Origin of the sequence: Planomicrobium sp. YIM 101495 (assembly GCF_009707665.1) — a bacterium.
Taxonomy (GTDB): Bacteria; Bacillota; Bacilli; order Bacillales_A; family Planococcaceae; genus Planococcus.
On record NZ_WLZW01000001.1, the window covers coordinates 912,670 to 933,753 of the forward strand.

Annotated in this window: 21 protein-coding genes; 6 read left to right on the forward strand and 15 right to left on the reverse strand. The window is 48.3% G+C overall.

The genetic code is table 11. The features are described 5' to 3' along the window. The first annotated feature begins 104 nt into the window (after nt 1-104). Nucleotides 105-1,319, forward strand: coding sequence for a nucleotidyltransferase (locus GIW82_RS04670; RefSeq protein ID WP_154748723.1), 1,215 nt, complete (start codon nt 105-107; stop codon nt 1,317-1,319). On the opposite strand, the gene GIW82_RS04675 is transcribed toward GIW82_RS04670, so the two are convergent. From GIW82_RS04675 to rsmD, 3 genes are read right to left on the reverse strand one after another with little or no spacing between them, the layout of a single operon-like run. Next, nucleotides 1,292-2,314 carry a SepM family pheromone-processing serine protease gene (locus GIW82_RS04675; RefSeq protein WP_154748724.1) on the reverse strand — a complete coding sequence of 341 codons (1,023 nt, stop codon included), beginning with the start codon at nt 2,312-2,314 and terminating at the stop codon, nt 1,292-1,294. The genes GIW82_RS04670 and GIW82_RS04675 overlap by 28 nt on opposite strands. Before the next feature lie 56 nt (nt 2,315-2,370). Continuing rightward, on the reverse strand, nt 2,371-2,847 hold the full coding sequence (gene coaD / locus GIW82_RS04680) for a pantetheine-phosphate adenylyltransferase (protein WP_154748725.1): 477 nt from the start codon (nt 2,845-2,847) through the stop codon (nt 2,371-2,373). After that, entirely contained in the window at nt 2,840-3,415 is a 576-nt protein-coding gene (rsmD, locus tag GIW82_RS04685; RefSeq protein WP_154748726.1) for a 16S rRNA (guanine(966)-N(2))-methyltransferase RsmD, read from the reverse strand. The genes coaD and rsmD overlap by 8 nt, the downstream gene beginning before the upstream one ends. Before the next feature lie 82 nt (nt 3,416-3,497). Between rsmD and GIW82_RS04690 the strand changes: the two genes are divergently transcribed. Then, entirely contained in the window at nt 3,498-3,878 is a 381-nt protein-coding gene (locus tag GIW82_RS04690; RefSeq protein WP_154748727.1) for a DUF7147 family protein, read from the forward strand. Here GIW82_RS04690 and GIW82_RS04695 read toward each other — a convergent pair whose 3' ends face one another. Next, nucleotides 3,879-4,151, reverse strand: a complete 273-nt coding sequence (locus GIW82_RS04695) for a YlbG family protein (RefSeq protein ID WP_154748728.1) — start codon at nt 4,149-4,151, stop codon at nt 3,879-3,881. A 161-nt stretch (nt 4,152-4,312) separates the two neighbouring features. Here GIW82_RS04695 and GIW82_RS04700 point away from each other — a divergent pair, with 161 nt between their 5' ends. Next, the gene (locus GIW82_RS04700; protein ID WP_154748729.1) at nt 4,313-5,221 is read left to right on the forward strand and encodes a glycerophosphodiester phosphodiesterase family protein; all 909 of its coding nucleotides are present in this window, start codon (nt 4,313-4,315) and stop codon (nt 5,219-5,221) included. A 59-nt stretch (nt 5,222-5,280) separates the two neighbouring features. Here GIW82_RS04700 and GIW82_RS04705 read toward each other — a convergent pair whose 3' ends face one another. Together GIW82_RS04705 and GIW82_RS04710 are read right to left on the reverse strand one after the other, a co-directional pair. Then, a complete protein-coding gene (locus GIW82_RS04705) occupies nt 5,281-5,727 on the reverse strand; it encodes a YlbF/YmcA family competence regulator (RefSeq protein WP_154748730.1) in 447 nt (148 codons plus the stop codon). A 93-nt stretch (nt 5,728-5,820) separates the two neighbouring features. After that, a complete protein-coding gene (locus GIW82_RS04710) occupies nt 5,821-6,888 on the reverse strand; it encodes a CAP domain-containing protein (protein WP_154748731.1) in 1,068 nt (355 codons plus the stop codon). A gap of 139 nt (nt 6,889-7,027) precedes the next feature. Here GIW82_RS04710 and GIW82_RS04715 point away from each other — a divergent pair, with 139 nt between their 5' ends. Then, on the forward strand, nt 7,028-7,390 hold the full coding sequence (locus GIW82_RS04715) for a YugN family protein (RefSeq protein ID WP_154748732.1): 363 nt from the start codon (nt 7,028-7,030) through the stop codon (nt 7,388-7,390). Nucleotides 7,391-7,462: 72 nt separating this feature from the next. After that, nucleotides 7,463-8,521, forward strand: a complete 1,059-nt coding sequence (ytvI, locus tag GIW82_RS04720) for a sporulation integral membrane protein YtvI (RefSeq protein WP_370456002.1) — start codon at nt 7,463-7,465, stop codon at nt 8,519-8,521. Between the two features lie 75 nt (nt 8,522-8,596). On the opposite strand, the gene GIW82_RS04725 is transcribed toward ytvI, so the two are convergent. From GIW82_RS04725 to cyoE, 7 genes are all read right to left on the reverse strand, one after another. Then, nucleotides 8,597-9,058, reverse strand: a complete 462-nt coding sequence (locus GIW82_RS04725; protein ID WP_154748733.1) for a DUF420 domain-containing protein — start codon at nt 9,056-9,058, stop codon at nt 8,597-8,599. A 24-nt stretch (nt 9,059-9,082) separates the two neighbouring features. Beyond that, the gene (gene ctaG / locus GIW82_RS04730; protein ID WP_154748734.1) at nt 9,083-10,006 is read right to left on the reverse strand and encodes a cytochrome c oxidase assembly factor CtaG; all 924 of its coding nucleotides are present in this window, start codon (nt 10,004-10,006) and stop codon (nt 9,083-9,085) included. 138 nt (nt 10,007-10,144) lie between these two features. Then, a complete protein-coding gene (ctaF, locus tag GIW82_RS04735) occupies nt 10,145-10,474 on the reverse strand; it encodes a cytochrome c oxidase subunit IVB (protein WP_154748735.1) in 330 nt (109 codons plus the stop codon). Nucleotide 10,475: 1 nt separating this feature from the next. Continuing rightward, the gene (locus GIW82_RS04740) at nt 10,476-11,102 is read right to left on the reverse strand and encodes a cytochrome (ubi)quinol oxidase subunit III (protein WP_154748736.1); all 627 of its coding nucleotides are present in this window, start codon (nt 11,100-11,102) and stop codon (nt 10,476-10,478) included. Beyond that, nucleotides 11,089-12,972, reverse strand: a complete 1,884-nt coding sequence (ctaD, locus tag GIW82_RS04745) for a cytochrome c oxidase subunit I (RefSeq protein ID WP_370456003.1) — start codon at nt 12,970-12,972, stop codon at nt 11,089-11,091. The genes GIW82_RS04740 and ctaD overlap by 14 nt, the downstream gene beginning before the upstream one ends. A gap of 33 nt (nt 12,973-13,005) precedes the next feature. Continuing rightward, nucleotides 13,006-14,094, reverse strand: a complete 1,089-nt coding sequence (gene coxB / locus GIW82_RS04750; RefSeq protein WP_154748737.1) for a cytochrome c oxidase subunit II — start codon at nt 14,092-14,094, stop codon at nt 13,006-13,008. A 54-nt stretch (nt 14,095-14,148) separates the two neighbouring features. Next, nucleotides 14,149-15,066, reverse strand: coding sequence for a heme o synthase (cyoE, locus tag GIW82_RS04755; protein WP_154748738.1), 918 nt, complete (start codon nt 15,064-15,066; stop codon nt 14,149-14,151). A 403-nt stretch (nt 15,067-15,469) separates the two neighbouring features. Between cyoE and GIW82_RS04760 the strand changes: the two genes are divergently transcribed. Beyond that, nucleotides 15,470-16,333 (forward strand): COX15/CtaA family protein, encoded by an 864-nt coding sequence (locus GIW82_RS04760; protein WP_230309312.1) that lies wholly within the window; start codon nt 15,470-15,472, stop codon nt 16,331-16,333. Between the two features lie 123 nt (nt 16,334-16,456). Here the strand turns inward: GIW82_RS04760 and pyc are convergent, their stop codons facing one another. Together pyc and GIW82_RS04770 are read right to left on the reverse strand one after the other, a co-directional pair. Beyond that, complete coding sequence (pyc, locus tag GIW82_RS04765) at nt 16,457-19,897, reverse strand: pyruvate carboxylase (RefSeq protein WP_370456004.1); 3,441 nt, start codon at nt 19,895-19,897, stop codon at nt 16,457-16,459. Nucleotides 19,898-19,912: 15 nt separating this feature from the next. Then, nucleotides 19,913-21,079, reverse strand: coding sequence for an FtsW/RodA/SpoVE family cell cycle protein (locus GIW82_RS04770; protein WP_154748741.1), 1,167 nt, complete (start codon nt 21,077-21,079; stop codon nt 19,913-19,915). Nucleotides 21,080-21,084: the final 5 nt, after the last annotated feature.

Here is a 21,084-nt window from a genome sequence, read left to right on the forward strand (position 1 = left end):
AAGTTGATTATATAATGGGGAAACAGAGATGTCAAGATAAAATCTTGTCACACCGGTACAGCAATCGCTATACTGAATTTAAGTTTACCAAAGGAGTGTTGATTTTGAAAGCTGTAGGCATCATCGTCGAATATAACCCATTCCATAATGGACATTTGCATCATGTGCAGCAAGCGAAGGAAGTTTCTGGCGCAGACGTCGTCATCGCGGTCATGAGCGGACAATTCCTCCAGCGTGGCGAGCCGGCATTCGTCGATAAATGGAGCCGGACGAAAATGGCGCTTGCTGGCGGTGTCGATCTTGTCCTCGAACTGCCATACGTTTACGCGACTGCACAGGCGAGTGATTTTGCAAAAGGCGCAATCGCCCTGCTCGATGCAGCCGGATGTGATTCGTTCTGCTTCGGCAGCGAGCAAGGGAGCATCATGCCGTTCTTGAATTCGCTGGAACTGCTGACCGAACAGTCGGGCGCCTACAACGACAAAATTCATGATGCGATCCAAACCGGCATCTCCTATCCGAAGGCGATGAACATCGCCTATAACGAATTAAAAGGCGACCGGAGTGATTTTGCCGACTTAACGCTGCCGAATAATATTCTCGGCTTTCATTATATCGAAGCGGCTGCACGAATTTCTTCCTTGATGATACCAATGACGATCCAGCGCATCGGCGCAAATTATCACGATCCGATTGAAAGTGGCAATCACATTGCATCCGCGACAGGAATCCGGAAAGCCTTTTTCGAAGGTGGCGATATTGATGCGCTCAGTTCGTTCATACCTTTAGCGTCATTCACCGGACTTCAGCAATTTGCTGCAGAGCACGGGACATTCGGAAGTTGGCAGCAATTTTATCCACAGCTCCGCTACAGCATCTTGCGGGACCGCCCGGAACATCTTGCGCGGTTCGCTGAAGTTTCGGAAGGCATCGAAAACTTATTGTATGCTGCGGCAAAAGGTGCCCTGGATGCCGAACATTTTTTAACACGCATCAAATCAAAACGCTTTACACGCACGCGGCTGCAGCGGATGATGACGCATATATACACCGGCTTCACGTGGGAGCAGCTGAGAAGCTTCGATGCACCTTCATACTTGCGTCTTCTCGGCATGACGCAAAACGGCCGCCACTATTTGGGCGACCGCAAAAAATCATTAACTTTACCACTCATTAGCCGCGCTGCTGATTTGAAAGATCCGATGGGAATGATCGATCTGCACGCCAGCGCTATGTATCAGCTCGGGCTCGGCTCTGATGAAGTGAAACAAGAGTTCACGAGCCCGCCCATTTACTTCGGTGAGACGCCAGAGAGATAATCGAGTGCGTCATCGATGGTTTTAACCGGGACGATCTTCATGTCCGTGCCGATTGACTCTGCAGTCGCTTTTGCGACATCGTAATTGCTGTCGGCACCGTTCGTCTCATCGTCCGGTGCGAAGAAGATGTCGATGCCGCTCCGGTCTGCTGCCATCACTTTTTGATCGATGCCACCGATCCGGCCGACTGTGCCGTCACCGGACATCGTCCCGGTTCCGGCAACGTCATAACCTTTCGTCAAATCTTCGTCCAATAATTGATTCATGATTTCCAACGTGAACATCAGTCCGGCAGAAGGTCCACCAATCGTTTCGGAGTCGATTTCGACAGGCGGATCCGTTTCGATCCGTTTGTCTTCGACGAAGGTGATACCGAGACCGCTTCGTTCAGGCTCGGTCGGCAGTGGAGCGAGTTCGATTGTGTGGCTGATTGTCCGCCCTTCACGCTCAACCTGTGCATCCACCGCTTCACCATCTCCGACACTCGCTAAGTAATCGACGAATGCCTCTTGGTTGTGCAGCTCCTCTCCATCAAGCGCGATGATCCGGTCGCCCGGATTTAAAATGCCGTCAGCTGCACTACCGTCCAGAACGTTCAAAACGAAAACACCATTATCGATCAGTTCGAATTCTTTGCCTGCACGTTCGAATGCGACTTGCACCGCATTCACCTGGGAATCGGACATGAGCTTCAGCTGGCGGACGTTGTATTCGTCCTCGGATTCGTCCGGACTTCTGACCTGTTCAGGTGCCAGCACCTCATAGCCGTCCATGAAGCTCGCTGCTACATACAATGCCGGCGTCGCCGTCAGCATGGACACCGTCATCAAGCTCAGCGTTCCTTCATCATCTTTGTCGCTACCCTCGATCGATACGAATGGTGCGAGCTCGTATGCGCTTCCGGGTCTCGTGATATAGGAGTCCATCTGATAGAGAGATAGGAAAAGCGCTATCAATGTCACTCCGATCAAGACGGTCCATTTTTTCCCTTTCATTTATCATCGCCTCTTTCCTCACTTGAACAAAAAAGCCACGTATGCACGTGGCTCGATCAATATTTCTGCTTTAATGCTTTTTCGACTGCTTCTGGGACGAGTCCAGTAATATTCCCGCCGTACTTCGCCACTTCCTTGACGATACTCGAGCTCAAGAACGAATACTGGTTATTGGAAACCATGAACAACGTCTCAATGTTTTCGTTCAAGAAACGGTTCATGGACGTAATCTGCATTTCGTACTCGAAATCTGATACCGCACGCAATCCTCTGACGATAGCATTGGCTTCTACTTCCATCGCGTAATCGATTAATAGCCCGCCGTAAGAATCTACTTCTACGTTCGGAATGGACTTCGTCACTTCCGCAATGAGCGCCATACGCTCTTCTACGTTGAATAACGGTTGTTTGGATGAGTTGTTCATGACAACCACTTTCACTTGTTCAAAGACCTTCGAAGCACGTTTGATGATGTCCAGATGTCCGACCGTAATCGGGTCGAAACTTCCTGGCACAACTGCAATTTTACTCAACTTGTTCTCCCTCTTCCTTTTCATGCAGATAGATCGAAATGACCGTTCCGCCATAATTTTCTTTTCGGATGCGCTTGAAGCAGGCGGTCCGATCTTTCAACTCCGCTTGTTTTTCATGTTCACAGACGACAATCGCCCCGTCCGTTACAATTCCTTGGTGTGCTGCGAAGTCCATCAAGTCGTAGAAGGATGCTTCGTGATAAGGCGGATCGAGAAACAAGAGCCTTGCCTTGAAATCATTTTTCTTCAACACTTTTATAGCCCGCTTGGCGTCTGCACGGTGCACTTCCGCCTGATTGGTCAGCCTGGTCTTCTCCAGGTTCGCATTGATCGTCTCGATCGCCTTGCGGTCACGGTCGATGAAGACGGTAAAATCGATACCGCGGCTGAGTGCCTCGATTCCGAGTCCGCCGCTCCCAGCGAACAGATCGAGCGCATATCCGCCGTCAAAGAATGGCCCGATGATATTAAAGATGGATTCCTTCACTTTGTCGGTCGTCGGTCTGGTCGATTGACCTGGCACCGCCTTCAACGGAATCCCTTTTACTGAACCCGCAATTACCCTCATACATAGTTCGCCTCGATTTTATAGATTTTTTTGCATGATTGCGTGCAGATGGTAAAATGGCTAATGGAAAGGTTGTGACAAGATGATTCAACGATTTATCGAATTAGGCGAGGGTTACGGCGATATATATGAACTGTCCGAATTGATCGCTTCAAACAAAGAACGTTTTCTCCATGGCTTCGTGTTCGAGGCTAAAGCACCGAACGGCACAAATGCATTGTCCTTAAGCGCTGCCTTCAAGCCAGCGAAGGAAGGCAATTTCATGCCCATCTACATTTGCCGTGAAGGCATCCCGACAGATTCGAAACGGTTGGAACTGTTCGAAAGTGTTGTACGGGAAACTGGTAAGACGCCGATCCGAATGGAAGTGAAACACTCCTCCGCATATGCGGATAGAGTCCATTACTTCAGCCACTTAATTGCCATTCTGCGTTTAAATCACTTTATACCGCCGATGCAATGATCAGAGACCGATTTTGTAATCGTACTCTTTCGCTTTATCCGGCTTAGCGTTCTCATACTCGGTCTTGACATATGGACGTTGCGATTCCAATACTTTCTTGACGTAAGGCAATCTTTGCAGCTTTTCTTTCGTGCCTGGGATCGCTTCCATATCCATATATAATACTGCGTATTTCAACCGTCTCGAAATATAATGGACGTGGCCGAATTTACGCAATGCTTTTGCTTGCTTCAAATGATGCACATAGACGATGAGTCCTTGGCGATCACGCATAACTATCCCTCTTTTCTTAATTCCTAGAATACCATAGGAAAGAATTTTGCCGCAACCAGAGAAACCGGACGGGAAATCCTAAATGTTTACCAATGGATACCGAATCGTTATAATGTGAGAAAGCAATACCATCCAATCCAGTCAAGGGGGCACAACGATTCATGGGAAAAAAGACAAAGATCGGACTCACCGCGGTAGCAGTCGGCGCAGCTGCCTGGGCAGGCTCCAAAGCACTGTCGAATCCACAGAGCCGGCCCGAAAAAGAAGTATTGAGCTATGATTTACCAATCGTATTGGCACATAAAGGCGGCGCAGGTATCGCCCCTGAGAACACGATGGCTGCATTCAGAAAATCCGCTGAGCTCGGAGTCCACGGCTTCGAAATCGATATCCGCCTGACCAAAGATGAAGAAATCGTGGTCTTCCATGACGAATTCGTCGATGCAACGACCGAGAGCAGCGGGCGCGTCGCAGATATGACAATCGAACAATTGCGCGCACTCGACCTCGGCTACCACTTCGTCGATGAACACGGTGAACATCCGTACCGCGGACAAGGCGAGAAAGCCGTACTCCTGAAAGAATTGATGAAAGAGTTTCCTGACTTCCATATCAACATCGATATGAAAGATCCTGCCGACACTTACGAAGGCAGCCTGCTCCCTTCTAAGCTATGGCGTCTCATCGATGAACTCGAAGCATACGACCGCGTTGTCGTGACCAGCTTCCATGATGAGCAGATCGACCGCTTCAACCTATACGCACAGAACCGCATCGCACTCGGTGCCGGTGAAAACGAAGTGCGAAAAGCATACGGCGCATTCAATGGCCAGCTTGGACACTTGTATCAGCCACGTGCCGATGTCTTCCAGATTCCGGTGCGTTCGTCCATCTTCCGTCTGGATTCCCCGCGCTTCATCTCGTTCCTTGCATCGCGGAACATTCCGGTTCATTATTGGACGATCGATGACAAGGAAACGATGGAAGCACTCATTACCATCGGGGCAAAAGGAATTGTGACAGATCGGCCAGACCTTGCAATGGAAGTCATTCACGAACTACAAGGATAAAAATAAAAAATGGACGAAGAAAAGGATTTCCCTTTTCTTCGTCCATTTTCTTTTCTAGCTTAAGCCGAACAAGAACAACCGCCGCCCGTCCCACAACTTCCTCCGCAAGAAGAGTCTGATGAGAAGAATGGATTGCTTGATGGAATCTTCACCGCTTCCGACACTGACCGTCCGATGATGAAGCTGATCTGATCGAGCAGATCTTGCAGTTCGTTCTCGGCGATACGGAGTGCCGCAATCGTTTCGTTCAGATCCAGCGCACGTTTGTCTACCCGGATTTGCTTCATTACAAGCTTGTAGTCCGGATGGTATTTACCGAAGCGCTGGACTTCTTCATACCGTTCCTTCAGCTTCGCAAAATCCCGGATACGTTGTGACAGTTCGGCATTGTGATAAACCGCTTCATATGCCTTAATATATCGCTCGACATGTTCTGATTGCAGGACCATGTCGCTTAGTTCTTCAGAAAAATCGATTATGTTAACCCACTCATAAGTCATGAGCATGCATATTACCTCCTATACGCCTTTCATCATAGCAGAAAAATCATCTTTATCACATGATTTGTTCCTCATTTGAAAGAAGGTTTCATGCGCTTCTCATTGGTTTTCCGCATTCGATTGCTTCTGCTCCAGGAATAACAGCGTGTAGTATTTCCCGAAAACGCCAGCTCCTGCCATATTGTAATCGGAAGACAGCATCGTCTCCCGGTGATCCGGTGAATTGGACCAGCCATGCACCGCTTCTGCAGCATCCAAATATTGTGAGGCCGTATTCTCAGCCGCCGCATTATAGGCGATACCCGATTGATCGAGCGCTTCATTGAGCGGCGGAAGCCCCTGCTCTGCAGAAGAGGTGAGGTTCTTCTGCGCCATCTCTAGTGCTCTGGATGCAGCAATTAGCCTGCTCGCCCGGTTTTCCTCCAAGGCATTATACTGGTGATGCAGTCGGTATACATTCGCCAAGTCCATTAATTGGTTGGCATTCGCTTCGTCGATCGAGCGCTGCAGCGTCGATGACGGACTGCGTGATGGCGGTAATTCTCCGTCATATAGCATGTCATATGGTCTGTGCATGATCAGCGTCTCCGCATTCATGAAACGGACCGCTTCGATCTCTTCCCTGATCGCATCCACATAAACTTGTGCGTACAGCCCATCAAAACGAACCAGCAACCTTGTTGAGAGATCTTCCGGCGCAAGCGTGAATGTATAAATGTTCGTTCCATATTTAACTGTCACTTCATTCTCGACGATTGTGAAGCGGTAGAGATCCTTCAGCTTCTGTCCGACCCGGTACGGCGCTGCGTCGATTTCCGTGCCTGCCGTATACACTTGGACAACTTCTCCTTCCTTGACGCCTGCCATGAGGTAATTGGTATACGATTGATTATAAATCCACCACTCGTAGCCGAATGCAGAAGGCTCGATCCGCGCCGGCATGCCGTAATCCGCCAGCCATTCTTGCGTGGACTGCCCGATGTATACTGAAATACCTTCCTCGGGGCGCTCAGGCTGCAGGTTCATCTCTATAAGGTCCCGTGCCGGCAATGGATCCATCGGACGCGGTGCTTCCAGCATTTCATTTTCCGTTATCGAAGAATCGAAATAAAAAAAGCCGATCAACAGCACTGCGGCGAATATTAAAATACGTAGCAAAGCTTTCAATCAATCAGCTCCTTTTCGAACTTTCATCCATTATAACAGCTGCCACTTACCAGACACAATCTTGCCATTGCAACAAGCACGGATTTCATCTATTATTAAAAGAGCATACAGCCAGTTTTGATATAGAGGAGGAGATCCTATGTATTTCGAAAATACAGGACTTGAAGACATCAAAGTGGACATCGATCTACTTAATGACGTTATGAGTAAACATGGTTTAACAAAAGAAGGCCAATGGGATTATGAGCGTGCGACATTCGACCGTAAATTCGTCATTCGTGAAGGCACGTTCTACTTGCGTGTATTCAGCTATGCAATCGACGGCGATGTGGATGCGAACGACGCCATCATGAAAGTGATGAAACCAGCTCTTGGCAAATACTACTATCCATTCGGTGTCGAATACGGTGAAGACGAGGTTTTCCCAGAACATCTTGTAAAAACATGCAAAGATATTTTGGCAACGATTTCCTCTGAACTATCCGCTTTCATCATCAAGTAAGTTCCATTGCCGCAGTTCGAACATACGAACTGCGGCTTTTTCCAACCATTTTTCGCCTTGAGGAGGATTTAAGTGTCCAGAATATTCAACAAGAAAGTGTTCGCGATCTTGATAGTCATCGCGATCTTGCTCGTTATCTCCTACTACATATTCCCATTGATCGTGCCATTGATCCTGGCCCTCTTAACCGCTATTTTCCTTGAACCTTTCGTGGGCTTTGCCCAGCGCAAGCTGAAAATCTCCCGTAAGCTCTCAGTGACGTTCATCTTTTCCTTCTTTTTGATCATCGTCACAGGCATCCTGTACTGGACCGTCACACAGCTGTTCGGACAGATCATCCAGTTTTCGAAGAACGTGCCGGACTACATCAACTCCCTGACGGAAATCTGGGAGAACTTCCAGGAATTCTTCCTGCGCACGACAGCAGAAATGCCGATGGAGATCGTCGATTCCTTCGAAACGGAAATGATCGGGTTCTTGGATGACGCGAAAAACTGGATTTTGACATTCATCAACTATGACACTGTTACGAATTTGCTTGCGGATATTCCTTCGTTCCTGGTCTCGTTCCTCGTCTTCTTGATCGCATTGTTCTTGTTCATGCTGGACTTGCCGAACTTGAAAGTGATGCTGTTCAGCCGCCTGAAAGATACAACTGCCGAGAAAGTGCGGTTCATGACAGCACGACTCAACCATGTCATCTTCGGATTCCTCAAAGCCCAGTTACTTGTCAGCTGCATCATTTTTATCGTTTCACTGATTGGGCTGTACATCATCATCCCGGAATATGCGCTCGTTATGTCACTCGTCATCTGGATCATTGACTTCATCCCGATCCTCGGCTCGATCATCATCCTCGCACCGTGGTCGATCTACCAGTTCATCGTCGGTGATACATCATTGGCGATCCAATTGGCAATTCTTGCATTGATTCTTCTAATCATCCGCCGGACAGTCGAGCCGAAAGTGATGGGAACACAGATCGGCTTGTCTCCGCTTGCGACGCTGATCGCCATGTTCATCGGGCTGCAGTTGTTCGGAGTACTCGGTTTCTTTATCGGACCATTGATCATCATTTTGATTACATCCGCACGCGAGGCGGGAATGGTTAAGGTCGATTTCAAGATATGACGATTCCTGTGCACAATATGAAAAGGACCGTCCGACCAGCTTTACAGCTGGACGGACGGTCCTTTTATTGATGGATCAGAAGCCAAGTATGGCCTTGAAGACAGAAGTCGTCTCTCCACCTTCGTAGATTACATACAGCAAGAGATAGACCATGACGCCGGTGATCGCCGTGAAGAACCAGACGATGCTCGTGATCGGGCCGATTTTTCTATGTTTGGCCAATTGCTCTTTATAACCCCAGTAGATGGTGATCAACCCCATCACTCCGCCTGTCGTAGCGAGCGTGATGTGGAAGATGAGGAAGATCGTGTAGAAAATCTTGTATTCCTCAGGCCCTCCGAATGCCGTATTACCGACAAATATCGTCCGGGACATGTAGATGATGAAGAATGTCAGTGCCGCGGCACCAGCCCCCCACATGACCTTTTGGTGTGCTTCGATTTTACGTTTAGAGATCAAGTACCAGCCGATTGCTACTAGAATGGCACTTAATACGATGAAGAATGTACTGATCGTCGGTAACAAAGGCAAGTTCATTTCGAATAACTCCTTCATGAATCATCAGGCATTATGTCTGTGATAAGCCATCTGTTCTCTGTCTTTTAAAGCTTTTGCAGTGATATCATCTGCATTTTTCGTTTCATTGCGGAACCACTCGGCGAAGACTGTGCCAAGGAACACCGCGAAGATCAGCTCTTGTAGGATCTTCATGATGATGCCACCCGTGCGTTGGTCCTGCAATGCCGACATATCCGTGAACAGCTCAGGTCCGGACAGTGTCAATTGAGACAACGTTCCCATTGGTACACATAGCGCCATCGCCTGCATCCACGCTTCTCCGTTCGTATACGTCTCATAGAACGCATTGCCCCCGAAGATGATCAATGCACACGCAGGCGTCAAGAGAATGCCGAGTCCGAACAGATAGCCGATTTTCTTCAAGCCATGCAATTGTCGGGTGCCCTCCACTTGATTGACGACCGGCCACCAAAGGAAGAACGCCGAAATGAATAGGATGATGTTAACGATTCCGTGAAGCATCATATCGGTCTTGACGAAGTCGAATACTTCCGGAAGGTGGTATAAGGAAAATAGAAGCGAAAACAAGATCAAAGCGAATAGTGGTTTCGCAAAAAAGCGGAACATCGGTTTGATGACCGGCAGTTCCAAAATCACTTTCCAGAGCCAAGCTGGAATTCCCATGATGAGAAGAGCTGGCACGAGCAGAAGCATGAGTGCCATCTGGACCATATGGACTGTGAATAGGATATGCCCCATCAAATCGACCGGCGAACCCTTTAGTGCATAAAGCAATACCATACCCGAAAGGAAAAAAACGATTTCTTTCACTTTCAGCGGTTCACTATGAGCAAATTCCTTCCGCCATTTTACTGTGATAAGAAAATATAAAATCGTAAAAAATACGATGATTCCGAGATAAACAGGACTCCATAAAGCCTGGAAGCCAAAAATACTGATCGGCATGAATTCATCCCTCCCTTTTGTCGGTACTTCCATTATATAGTGCGAACCCCGCCATATCAATGAACGAACTATGACAAATGGAGAAAAGAACGCAACAAAAAACCCTTCCGCCATCTTAAGCGGAAGGGTTTGTTTCATTTACCACCAAACGATGGTTACGAAAGTCAGGATCGTGATGAATGCAATCAAAATACCTGCATACAAGAAGAACTGAACGACGCCATGACCTTTTTCTTTCATGTGCATGAATTGGTAAAACTGCAATGCGACTTGGACCGCTGCCAAAATAAGAATGGCTGGTGCTACGACGTGCGGCGAGAAATCCGCCATGACCGCCGTAAACGAGATCAAGGTCAAGAAAATCATAATCGCAAATGAAGTTAATTGCATGCGCATTTCAGATGCGCGTTTCTTTCTTGCATATTCATATTCTGCCTGTGTTCGTGTGTGGACTTCGATGTGTGCCATATCAACCCATCACTCCCATCAAGTATACTACCGTGAAGATGAATACCCATACAACATCGATGAAGTGCCAGTACAGCGCTGCTAAGTAGAACTTAGGAGCGTTATACATGTTCAAGCCGCGTTTTGAGTTCCGGATCATCAAGGAAACGAACCAACCAAGACCGAACAATACGTGGGCACCGTGAACCCCGACAAGTGTAAAGAATGCGGAACTGAACGCACTATGCGTATAACCGAATCCAAGATGTACGTAGTGGTTGAACTCATAGATCTCAAGACCAAGGAAAGAAGCACCGAGTAATACAGTGATTCCAAGCCAAGCTTGCATTGCCTTAAAGTTATGGTTCTTCATGTGGTACATCGCGTAAACACTCGTCAATGATGAAGTCAATAGGATCATCGTCATTGCGAATACGAGCGGTAATTCATAAAGGTCTTTCGCGAACATATCCATGCCACTTGGTCCTTTGTCTTTCAAAGCAAGATACGTTGCAAACAATGACGCGAACGTAATCGATTCAGCAGCAATCAGGAGCCAGAAGCCGACAAACTTGTTTTTCCCCTCTAACGTCGCCGTCTCAGGGTGATCCGGCCAGCTTTGCGGAGTATATTTTTTATTTACGTCCATCGGTCTTGCCTCCTTCCAGATCCTTCAAGATATCTTCTTTCTTCACGTAGAAGCCGTGATCATCTTTAAGCGAACGGATGACCATACAGCCGAACATCAATGCAAGTCCAATGATAAGGACTGGAAGCGCCCATGGCTTGCCGTCCGGGAAGTACAATGCTCCGAATGCAGCAACGAACATGAAGAATGAGATAAAGAATGGAATGATCGAACCGTTTGGCATGTGGATATCGCCGATTGGTTCAGAGTATGTCATGCCTTCTTTGTTGCCTTCCATTTTTTCGATCCAGTAAGTGTCTAGACCACGGACCAATGGAGTTTGTGCAAAGTTATAGAATGGTGGTGGTGATGGAATCGACCACTCAAGTGTACGTCCGTCTCCCCATGGGTCGTTGCCGACGCGCTCGTTTTTGATTGTTGTAAGAACAACGTTAACAAGCAAGATGATGACACCGATTGCCATGAAAGCAGCACCGATAGAACTGATCAAGTTGAACAGGTCCCAACCTTGTCCACCAACGAACGTGTAAACACGGCGTGGCATTCCAAGAAGACCAAGGAAGTGCTGGATGAAGAACGTCAAGTGGAAACCGATGAAGAATGTCCAGAACGTCCATTTTCCAAGTTTTTCGCTAAGCATTGTACCGAACATTTTCGGCCAGTACAGATGCGTCGCAGCTAGAATTCCGAGTACTACCCCACCAACAATTACGTAGTGGAAGTGAGCAACGATGAAGTAAGAGTCATGCAACTGGTAATCAAGTGGCGCGATCGCCTGCATGATTCCTGTAACCCCACCCGCTACGAACGATGGAATAAAGCCGACTGCATACATCATCGGAGTTGTGAAGCTGATGCTTCCTCCCCAGATCGTCAAGAGCCAGTTAAAGATCTTAACGCCTGTCGGGACAGCAATCGCCATTGTTGCAAGTGCAAAGATCGCGTTCGCTGTTGGTCCAAGACCGACTGTGAACATGTGGTGAGCCCAAACCATGAAGCCTAGGAAACCGATAAGGATCGTCGCAAATACGAGTGCAGAGTATCCGAATAGGCGCTTACGGGAGAAAATCGAGAAGATTTCCGAGAAAATACCGAAAGCAGGCAGGATCAGGATGTAAACTTCAGGGTGACCGAAGATCCAGAACAAGTGCTCCCAGATGATCGTGTTACCGCCCATTGTTACCTCAAAGAAGTTCGCACCGAACATCCGGTCGAAGACCATGAAGAATACTCCGACTGTAAGTGGCGGGAACGCCAAGAGAATCAACGCGGAAGCAACGAAAGTTGTCCATGTGAACAACGGCATCCGCATGTACGTCATGCCTGGTGCACGCATGTTGATGATCGTGACCAGGAAGTTGATCCCAGAGATCAGCGTACCGAAACCGGAGATTGTCAAACCAAGGGAGTAGAAATCGATCCCGTGCGTTTCAGAAGCAAGTGCTAGTGAAGCGTAGTTTGTCCAACCTGCATCCGGCGCACCACCCATGAACCATGAAAGGTTCAGGAAGAGACCCCCGAATGAGAAAAGCCAAAAGCCGAGAGAGTTCAAGAACGGGAACGCGACGTCGCGTGCACCGATCTGAAGCGGCATAATTGCGTTCATAAAGGCTAACAATATCGGCATGGCCGCCAGGAAGATCATGGTCGTACCGTGCATTGTAAGCACTTCGTTGTAAGTTCCGGCACTTAGGAAATCACTGCCGGCAGTCGCTAATTGGATTCGGATCAACAATGCCTCGACTCCACCGATCAGGAAGAAGATTCCCCCTGAGATGAGATACAGGATTGCGATTTTTTTATGGTCTACTGTTGTCATGTAGTCCCAGATTGTTGCACCGAAGCCCTTTTTCTGAGCATAAGAACTCACAATGTATACCTCCTTTTAATTAAGCTCCGATTTTCACTCTTCTACAGAGAGTCCCATCAGATAAGCTGCCAAAGCATCCAGCTCTTCTTCAGTGAAGTCTTCTCCGCCGTTAAGCTCTTTACCAGATGGCATAATGTTGCCTGGTTTGTATTTCTGTGGATCCTCGATCCAGTTTTTCACGTTCTCTTCGGTATGTTCCATGTAACCAGCAACGCGGTTGCGGTCACCGAATGTTGCAAGGTTCGGACTTGTTTTCCCGCCCTCACCTACACCAGAAGTTGCGTGACAAGCGATACAGCTTTGCTCGAACAACTCTTGACCTGCTTGAGCCATTTCACCTTCTACAGGAGCAGCTTGCTCGTCCTGCATTGCAGTAACCCACTGATCGAACTCGTCAGCTGGAAGGGATTTCACTTTGAAATCCATCAATGCGTGCGATGGTCCACAAAGCTCAGCACATTTGCCGTAGAATACGCCATCTTCCAATTCAGAAGATGCACGGTCGAACTCAAGGTAGAATGTGTTGACGTTGTCCGTGTTCGTATCCAGCTTACCACCGATGGATGGAATCCAAAACGAGTGTTTAACGTCAGCAGCAGCAAGGTTGAAGTAGACACGCTCGCCTACCGGTACAACCAATTCCTGTGAAGTCACGATGCCGAATTCAGGATATTCGAATTCCCACCAGTACAAGTTTGCCATAACGTTGACAGTGACGTTCGTCATTCCTTCTCCATCTTCAGCTTGGACATCCATTGAAGAGACGTCCGCCAAGTCGAATGTAGAATAAACTGTCGGAACTGCAAGAATCAATAGAAGTACGATCGGAATACCTGTCCAGATCGCTTCAAGCTTCGCGCTTCCTTCCACTTGCTCAGGGATCATATCTTCCCCGACTTTAGAGCGGCGGAACTTTACAATTGCTAAAACATAAATGATCGAAACAACGACGATAACAAGCGTCATCACTGCAGTCGACAACAGTAGCAGGTTAAACTGATCCTGCGCGACTTTCCCCGCAGGGATCAATGTGGAGATCTCTTCGCGACCACAGCCTGCCAAGAAAACTAAAAGTGCAGACATCAGTGCAAACAGACGCCACTTCTTGAGTCCTTTACTCATGCTTTTCATAACCCCTCTCTCATAGTAAATGTATAGTTCCTGTTGTGATGGCTATCAAGCGAATACTGCGAAAATGATCATGGAGACAAAAAGGATCGTCATGTAATTTAATGAATAAATGAACATTTTCTTCGCCCATCTTAAATCATCTTCAGCTTTGAAGCCACGGATCGCCAAGTACAGCCAGCCGGCATTCAAGAGCGTCGCCAAGATGAGAAAGCCCATTCCGAGATCCATTAGCAATAATGGCAGAGGGAACAGCAGTAAAATCCAGGCAAGCATGGATTTCTTGGTTCTGTGGAAACCTTTGACAACCGGCAACATCGGGATGTTAGCTGCACGATATTCCTCTGTACGTTTCATCGCCAGCGCATAAAAATGAGGCGGCTGCCAGATGAACATGATAAGGAACAAAGCCCATGCTCCAGGTCCCAACGCGGGTTCTACTGCTGCCCAACCGATAAGCGGCGGGATCGCGCCCGAAATGCTTCCTACGATCGTGTTGCTGACATGACGTCTTTTCGACCACATCGAATAGAGAACGACGTAAGCCAGGATACCAGCGATGCCCCAAAGTCCGGCAGCAACTGACGCAGAAAACAAAAATACTTCGCCTAGAACGATGAAAGTTAGGGCGAGTGCCAAGACAGCTGAAGGCTTGAATCTTCCTGTTACTGTCGGCCGGGATTTTTTACTGGACATCAATGGGTCGATATCAGTGTCGATGAAGTTGTTCATCGCAGCTGAACCCGCAATGATCAATGCAGACCCGACAATCGTATAGACGAGAATATCCAGCTCCTGCAGAAAATGCCGGTCGGAAAATTGGAATGCCAACCACAGTCCTGTGAATACGGTGATCAAGTTCGAATTGACGATGCCGATTTTGATCAGCGATAGAAAATCTTGTAGAAAAGTGGTCGTTTCCGTTTCCTCTTGTGCATTTGCGGAGAAAGATCGGCCATTTGACATGCTACCTCCTCCTTTCAAAGTTGTAAGCATATTCCGCTATTCATAACTATATCTAAATTCCGGTACTATTTCTACATGTAAAGCGAAATTTACCCGATAATAGCTATGATTTCTCGTGAAAATCACACAGACATACGCTCTTCTCATCATACATGAGCCTTACAATTATTTTAAGATAGAAAAACATGAGTTTTTGAACAGTTTGTGAAGCCGTCGTTTATATGTCCAAATCTTGAAAGTTTCCCATCATCCGCGTTTATCATTGTTTTTTAGGTCGACTTTCGCTAATATCGAGTATGCAGGCAAAATATGAACGTGAATATTATGAACAGAGAAAAAGTGGGTGACCTTGTTGCAAAAAAATACCTTCATTAAAATATTCGCTGTCGCCTCCACGATCGGGATGCTGTTCATCCTACTCGGAGGCGCACTTGTCACCAAGACAGACAGCGGACTCGGCTGTGGGCGGAACTGGCCCGACTGTAACGGCAATCTGATTCCAAAAGAAATCACTGCCGAAGTACTAATCGAGTTCTCACACCGCCTTGTCACAGGCGTCGTCGGCATTCTGATCGTCGTCTTAGCTGTGTGGGCTTGGCGTAAATTCGGCCATGTACGTGAGACGAAGTTCCTTGCGATCTCATCGGTTTTCTTCCTTGTACTTCAGGCGCTCATCGGTGCTGCTCAAGTATTATGGGGACAAGGAGACTTTATCCTTGCACTTCATTTTGGAATTTCCCTCCTTTCCTTTGCTTCGGTCCTTTTACTGACACTGCTTGTGTTTGAAGTGGATCGGAAATTTGATACGGATAAGATCCGGATCAGCAAAAAACTTCGTTACCATACGATTGGCGTTACGCTCTATTCCTACATCGTCGTCTATACAGGGGCACTCGTGAGACATACCGAGTCGAGCTTGATCTGTCCGGACTGGCCGTTTTGCCGGAACGATCAGATAGTGCTCCCAAATAACATGTACGAATGGATTCAGATGGGCCACCGTGCAGCAGCGGCACTCATCGTCATCTGGCTCGCTTACATCGCTTGGCACGTATACAAAGAATACCGTGATCAGCGCGCAGTCTACTGGGGGTGGACGATTGCCTTCATCATCGTCATGATGCAGGCGACAACAGGCATGCTCGTGGTTCTGACGAAACTGAACCTAGCAGTTGCTTTGCTGCATTCCCTATTCATTTCCCTATTGTTCGGATTATTATGCTATATGGTCCTTCTTGTTTCGAGAAGCAGAGCCAAAACAAAATGATCAAAAAACGCAGTGCCGTGAAGTCATCGAAGACTTTACGAGCGCTGCGTTTTTGTTTTGAAGAAAAAGAAGCCCGAAGAAGCGATCTTCCCCGGGCCTCGATGTATTGATTGTTATCCAAAATTAAGCGCGCTCCATTTCGATTAGTAAGTCGCCAGTAGAAATGCCATCTGCGGCTGTGACATGGATTTCCTTGATGATGCCGTTGAATGGTGCTTGGACAGTCGTTTCCATCTTCATCGCTTCCGTCACGAGCAAGTGGTCTCCGCGTTTCACGCGCGCCCCTTTTTCAGCTACAACTTTCAGGACCGTCCCAGGCATCGTCGCTGCAATATGGGATTCATCCGTCAAGTCCGCTTTCGGTCTAGCTGTGGATGTGCTCTCGACGGACACGTCCTGAATCGAGACTTCACGCGGCTGGCCGTTCAGCTCGAAGTAGATCACACGTTGGCCATCCGTCTGTGGTTCACCGATCGAGACGAGCTTGATGATCAAGGTCTTCCCTTTTTCGATCTCCACTTCAATCTCTTCACCAAGACGCATCCCGTAAAGGAACGTCAATGTATCGAGAACCGATACATCGCCGAACTGTTTGTTCGTCGCTGCGTACTCTTCGAAAACTTTCGGATACAACGCATATGCCAGGATGTCTTCCTCTGAAATCTCACGCTGCAGCTTTTCGTACAACTCTGTCTTGATTTTGCCGAAGTCTTCCGGCTCAAGCAATTCACCCGGACGTTTATCGATCGCCTTGCGCTCTTTCAAAATGACTTTTTGAAGCTCTTTCGGGAAACCTCCATAAGGCTGTCCGATGTATCCTTCGAAAAACTCGATGACGGACTCAGGGAAATCGATCTGAGGTCCACGTGTCAATACCGTATGCTCGTCGAGATCGTTCTGGACCATGAACAATGCCATGTCCCCGACCACTTTCGAGGAAGGTGTCACTTTGATGACATCTCCGAACAAGAGGTTGACGCGTGAATACATCGTCTTCACTTCGTCCCAGCGTGTGCCAAGACCGACAGCTTTCGCCTGCTGCTGAAGGTTACTGTATTGGCCACCCGGCATCTCATGCACGTAAATTTCGGAATGCGGACTGTTCATGCCGCTTTCGAATGCGCCGTAATATTTCCGTACATCTTCCCAATAGTGGGAAAGTTGTTCGTATGCTCCGATATCCCCGCGTAGCTCGCGTCCACTTCCTGCAAGTGCGTAATGAAGGGAGTTTGCGCTCGGTTGTGATGTCAATCCTGACATCGAACCGATTGCTGTATCGACGATGTCGACACCCGCTTCGATCGCTTTCGCGTACAAGTAGATGCCATTCCCGCTCGTGTCATGTGTATGCAAGTGGATCGGCAAGGAAACCGTGTCTTTCAATTCCGAGACGAGGCGATACGCAGCTTCTGGTTTCAGAAGGCCCGCCATATCTTTGATTGCAAGGATATGTGCACCAGCTGCTTCCAATTCCTTCGCCATTTCTTTGTAGTAGCCGACCGTATACTTATCACGGCTCGGATCAAGGATATCACCTGTATAGCAAAGTGCCGCTTCTGCGACTTTGCCACTGCTCCGCACTTCATCGATCGCTACTTCCATTCCTTGGATCCAGTTCAGGCTGTCGAAAATGCGGAAGACATCGATTCCCGAATCTGCAGATTTACGGACGAATTCGCGGATGACGTTATCCGGGTAGTTTTTATAACCGACAGCATTGGCCCCGCGGAACAACATCTGGAACAGGACGTTCGGGACTTTCTTACGCAATTGCTCCAGGCGCTGCCAAGGGTCTTCTTTCAGGAACCGGTAAGAAACGTCGAATGTCGCGCCGCCCCACATCTCAAGTGAGAATAGGTCATGCTGAAGCTTCGCTGTCTCTTCCGCGATGTTGAACATGTCATACGAACGAAGACGTGTTGCAAGGAGGGATTGGTGCGCATCACGGAACGTCGTATCTGTCACAAGCACATCCTTCTGTTCGTGGATCCAGGCGGTCAGCCCTTCCGCTCCGCGTTCATCTAGAATCTGCTTCGTGCCTTCCGGCGGTGCAGTCCGCAAATCGATTTCCGGCTTGCGTGGATACGCAAGGATCGGTTTTGCAACTTTCTCTACTCCCGGGAAGCCGTTCACTGTAACATTCCCGATGTAGTTCAATAGTTTTGTTCCGCGGTCTTTACGGATTGGGAAGATGAACAATTCCGGTGTTTGATCGATGAAGCCCGTATCGAAATCACCCTTGATGAAGTTGTCATGCTTCACGACGTTCTCTAGGAATGGCAAGTTTGTTTTGATGCCGCGAATCCGGAACTCCTGCAAGTTACGGCCCATTTTCGCTGCCGCCTCTTTGAACGTGTTACCCCATGTCGAGACTTTTACGAGCAATGAGTCGTAGTAAGGGGAAATAACTGCCCCTTGGAAGCCGTTCCCAGCATCTAGACGCACGCCAAACCCACCGCCAGAGCGGTAAACCATCAGCTTCCCGGCATCCGGCATGAAGTCGTTCAACGGATCTTCCGTCGTTACACGAGATTGAATAGCAAAACCATCTAACGGCATGTTTTCCTGTTGTGGAATGCCGATTTCTTCGCTGTGCAGTTCGTGTCCTTGTGCAATCTTGATCTGTGCATGGACGATGTCGATTCCTGTCACCATTTCCGTGATCGTGTGCTCGACTTGAATACGTGGATTCACTTCGATGAAGAAAAATTCATCTCCCGAAACGAGGAATTCCACTGTCCCGGCATTTATGTAATCGATATTTTTCATGAGCTTTACAGCTGCATCACAAATCTGATTCCGCAACTCATCGCTGATCGAGTTTGAAGGTGCGATCTCGACAACTTTTTGATGGCGTCGCTGGATCGAACAGTCCCGCTCGTAAAGGTGGACGATGTTTCCAGCTGCATCCCCAAGAATCTGGACTTCGATATGTTTCGGGCTTTCAACAAACTTCTCAACATACATCTCATCCGAACCGAAAGCTGCTTTCGCTTCTGACTTGGCGCGTTCGTATGATGAAGCAAGTTCTTCTTGGCTGCGGACGATCCGCATCCCTCTTCCTCCGCCCCCGAGTGATGCTTTAATCATCAATGGGAAACCGGCTGTCTTACTGAATTCCTCCACTTCCGCCAAGTCTGCGACCGGGCCGTCAGTTCCTGGAATGACCGGGATTTGTGCTGCAATCGCTTGCGAACGCGCTTTTACCTTATCTCCAAACATATTGAGATGTTCGGATGTCGGACCGATGAAGATGATCCCTTCTTCTTCACAGCGGCGGGCAAAGTCCACATTTTCGGATAAAAAGCCGTAACCAGGGTGAATGGCATCAACGTCTGAGTCTTTTGCGATGCGCAACATGTCTTCGATATCCAGATAAGCATCAATCGGCTTTTTCCCTTTGCCAATCAAGTATGCTTCGTCTGCCTTATAACGATGGAAAGAGCCGCTATCTTCTTGCGAATAAACTGCAACTGTTCCGATGTTCAATTCTGTACATGCGCGGAAAACCCGTATTGCGATTTCGCCGCGGTTCGCTACTAAGATTTTGTTGATTTCTCTCACCGTGTCTCCCAACCTTTACTTTTTAGTTTTGTTAATTTTGTGAAACATGGAAACATTCAATAACACTCCCATAGCTAAAGATAACAAAATTACGGAAGTTCCGCCATAGCTGATAAATGGAAGTGTCACACCGGTCAGCGGGATGATGCCTGTCATCCCCCCAAGATTGACGAACGATTGGATGCCGATCATCGATGCAATACCAGCTGCAAGCATGCGTGCCAGCGGGTCTTGTGTCGTCATGGCGATCCCCAATCCGCGGAGGACAATGAATGCCAGCCCACCGATCGCAAACAAAACGCCAAGAACTCCGAGCTCCTCTGCGATGATCGACATGATGAAGTCGGTATGCGGTTCAGGGATATACCCCAGCTTCTGGACCGACTGGCCAAGGCCAAGACCACTCAGCCCCCCGGAACCGATCGCCAAATAACCATTGACGATCTGCATACCGAAGCCGAGTTCATCTTCGAACGGATTGAAGAACGACTGGATCCGTCCAAGCCGCTTCTCTGTGAAGATCAGATCGGATGCAAAGATCATGACCGGTACGATGAATGCCGATACCGCCGCGATGACGATCGTTGCAAGCTTCAGGAACGACTTGAAGTTGATGCCGCTCGCCGCGATGACACTGAGACCGACCGCGCCGATGATCATCATCGACCCAAGATCCGGCTCGAAGAAGACCAGCGCCAGGACACCGGCGATGACGATGACCGGCGGACCGACCGACTCGTTCAATTTATTGATCGTCCCTTTTCGATATTTGTTGGAGAAGACCCCAGCCAAATAGAAAATCAGACCGACCTTCGCGATTTCGGAAGGCTGGATGCTCGCAAATCCGAGATATATCCAGCTTTTCGCACCGTTCGCATCATAGCCGAAAAAATGGACAAGAATCAGTCCAGTGAAGATGACGCCTAAGACAGTCATCATGACCCCTTTTCGGCTGAAATGCTTGTACGGGAAGAATGAAGCGATCAAGAACGCCGGAAACGCGATGGCCAAGTTTGTGACCTGCTGATCGAAGAAATAGTCTTCCGGACGTCCGTAGCGGTTGACCGACCAGGCCATGCTGGAACTGTAGATCATGACAAGGCCGAACAGTGCCAGCGCTACGTAGACGAAGAATAATGGATAATCGAAGTTTCTTATGTATTTCTTGAAGTATTGTTTCATGGGAT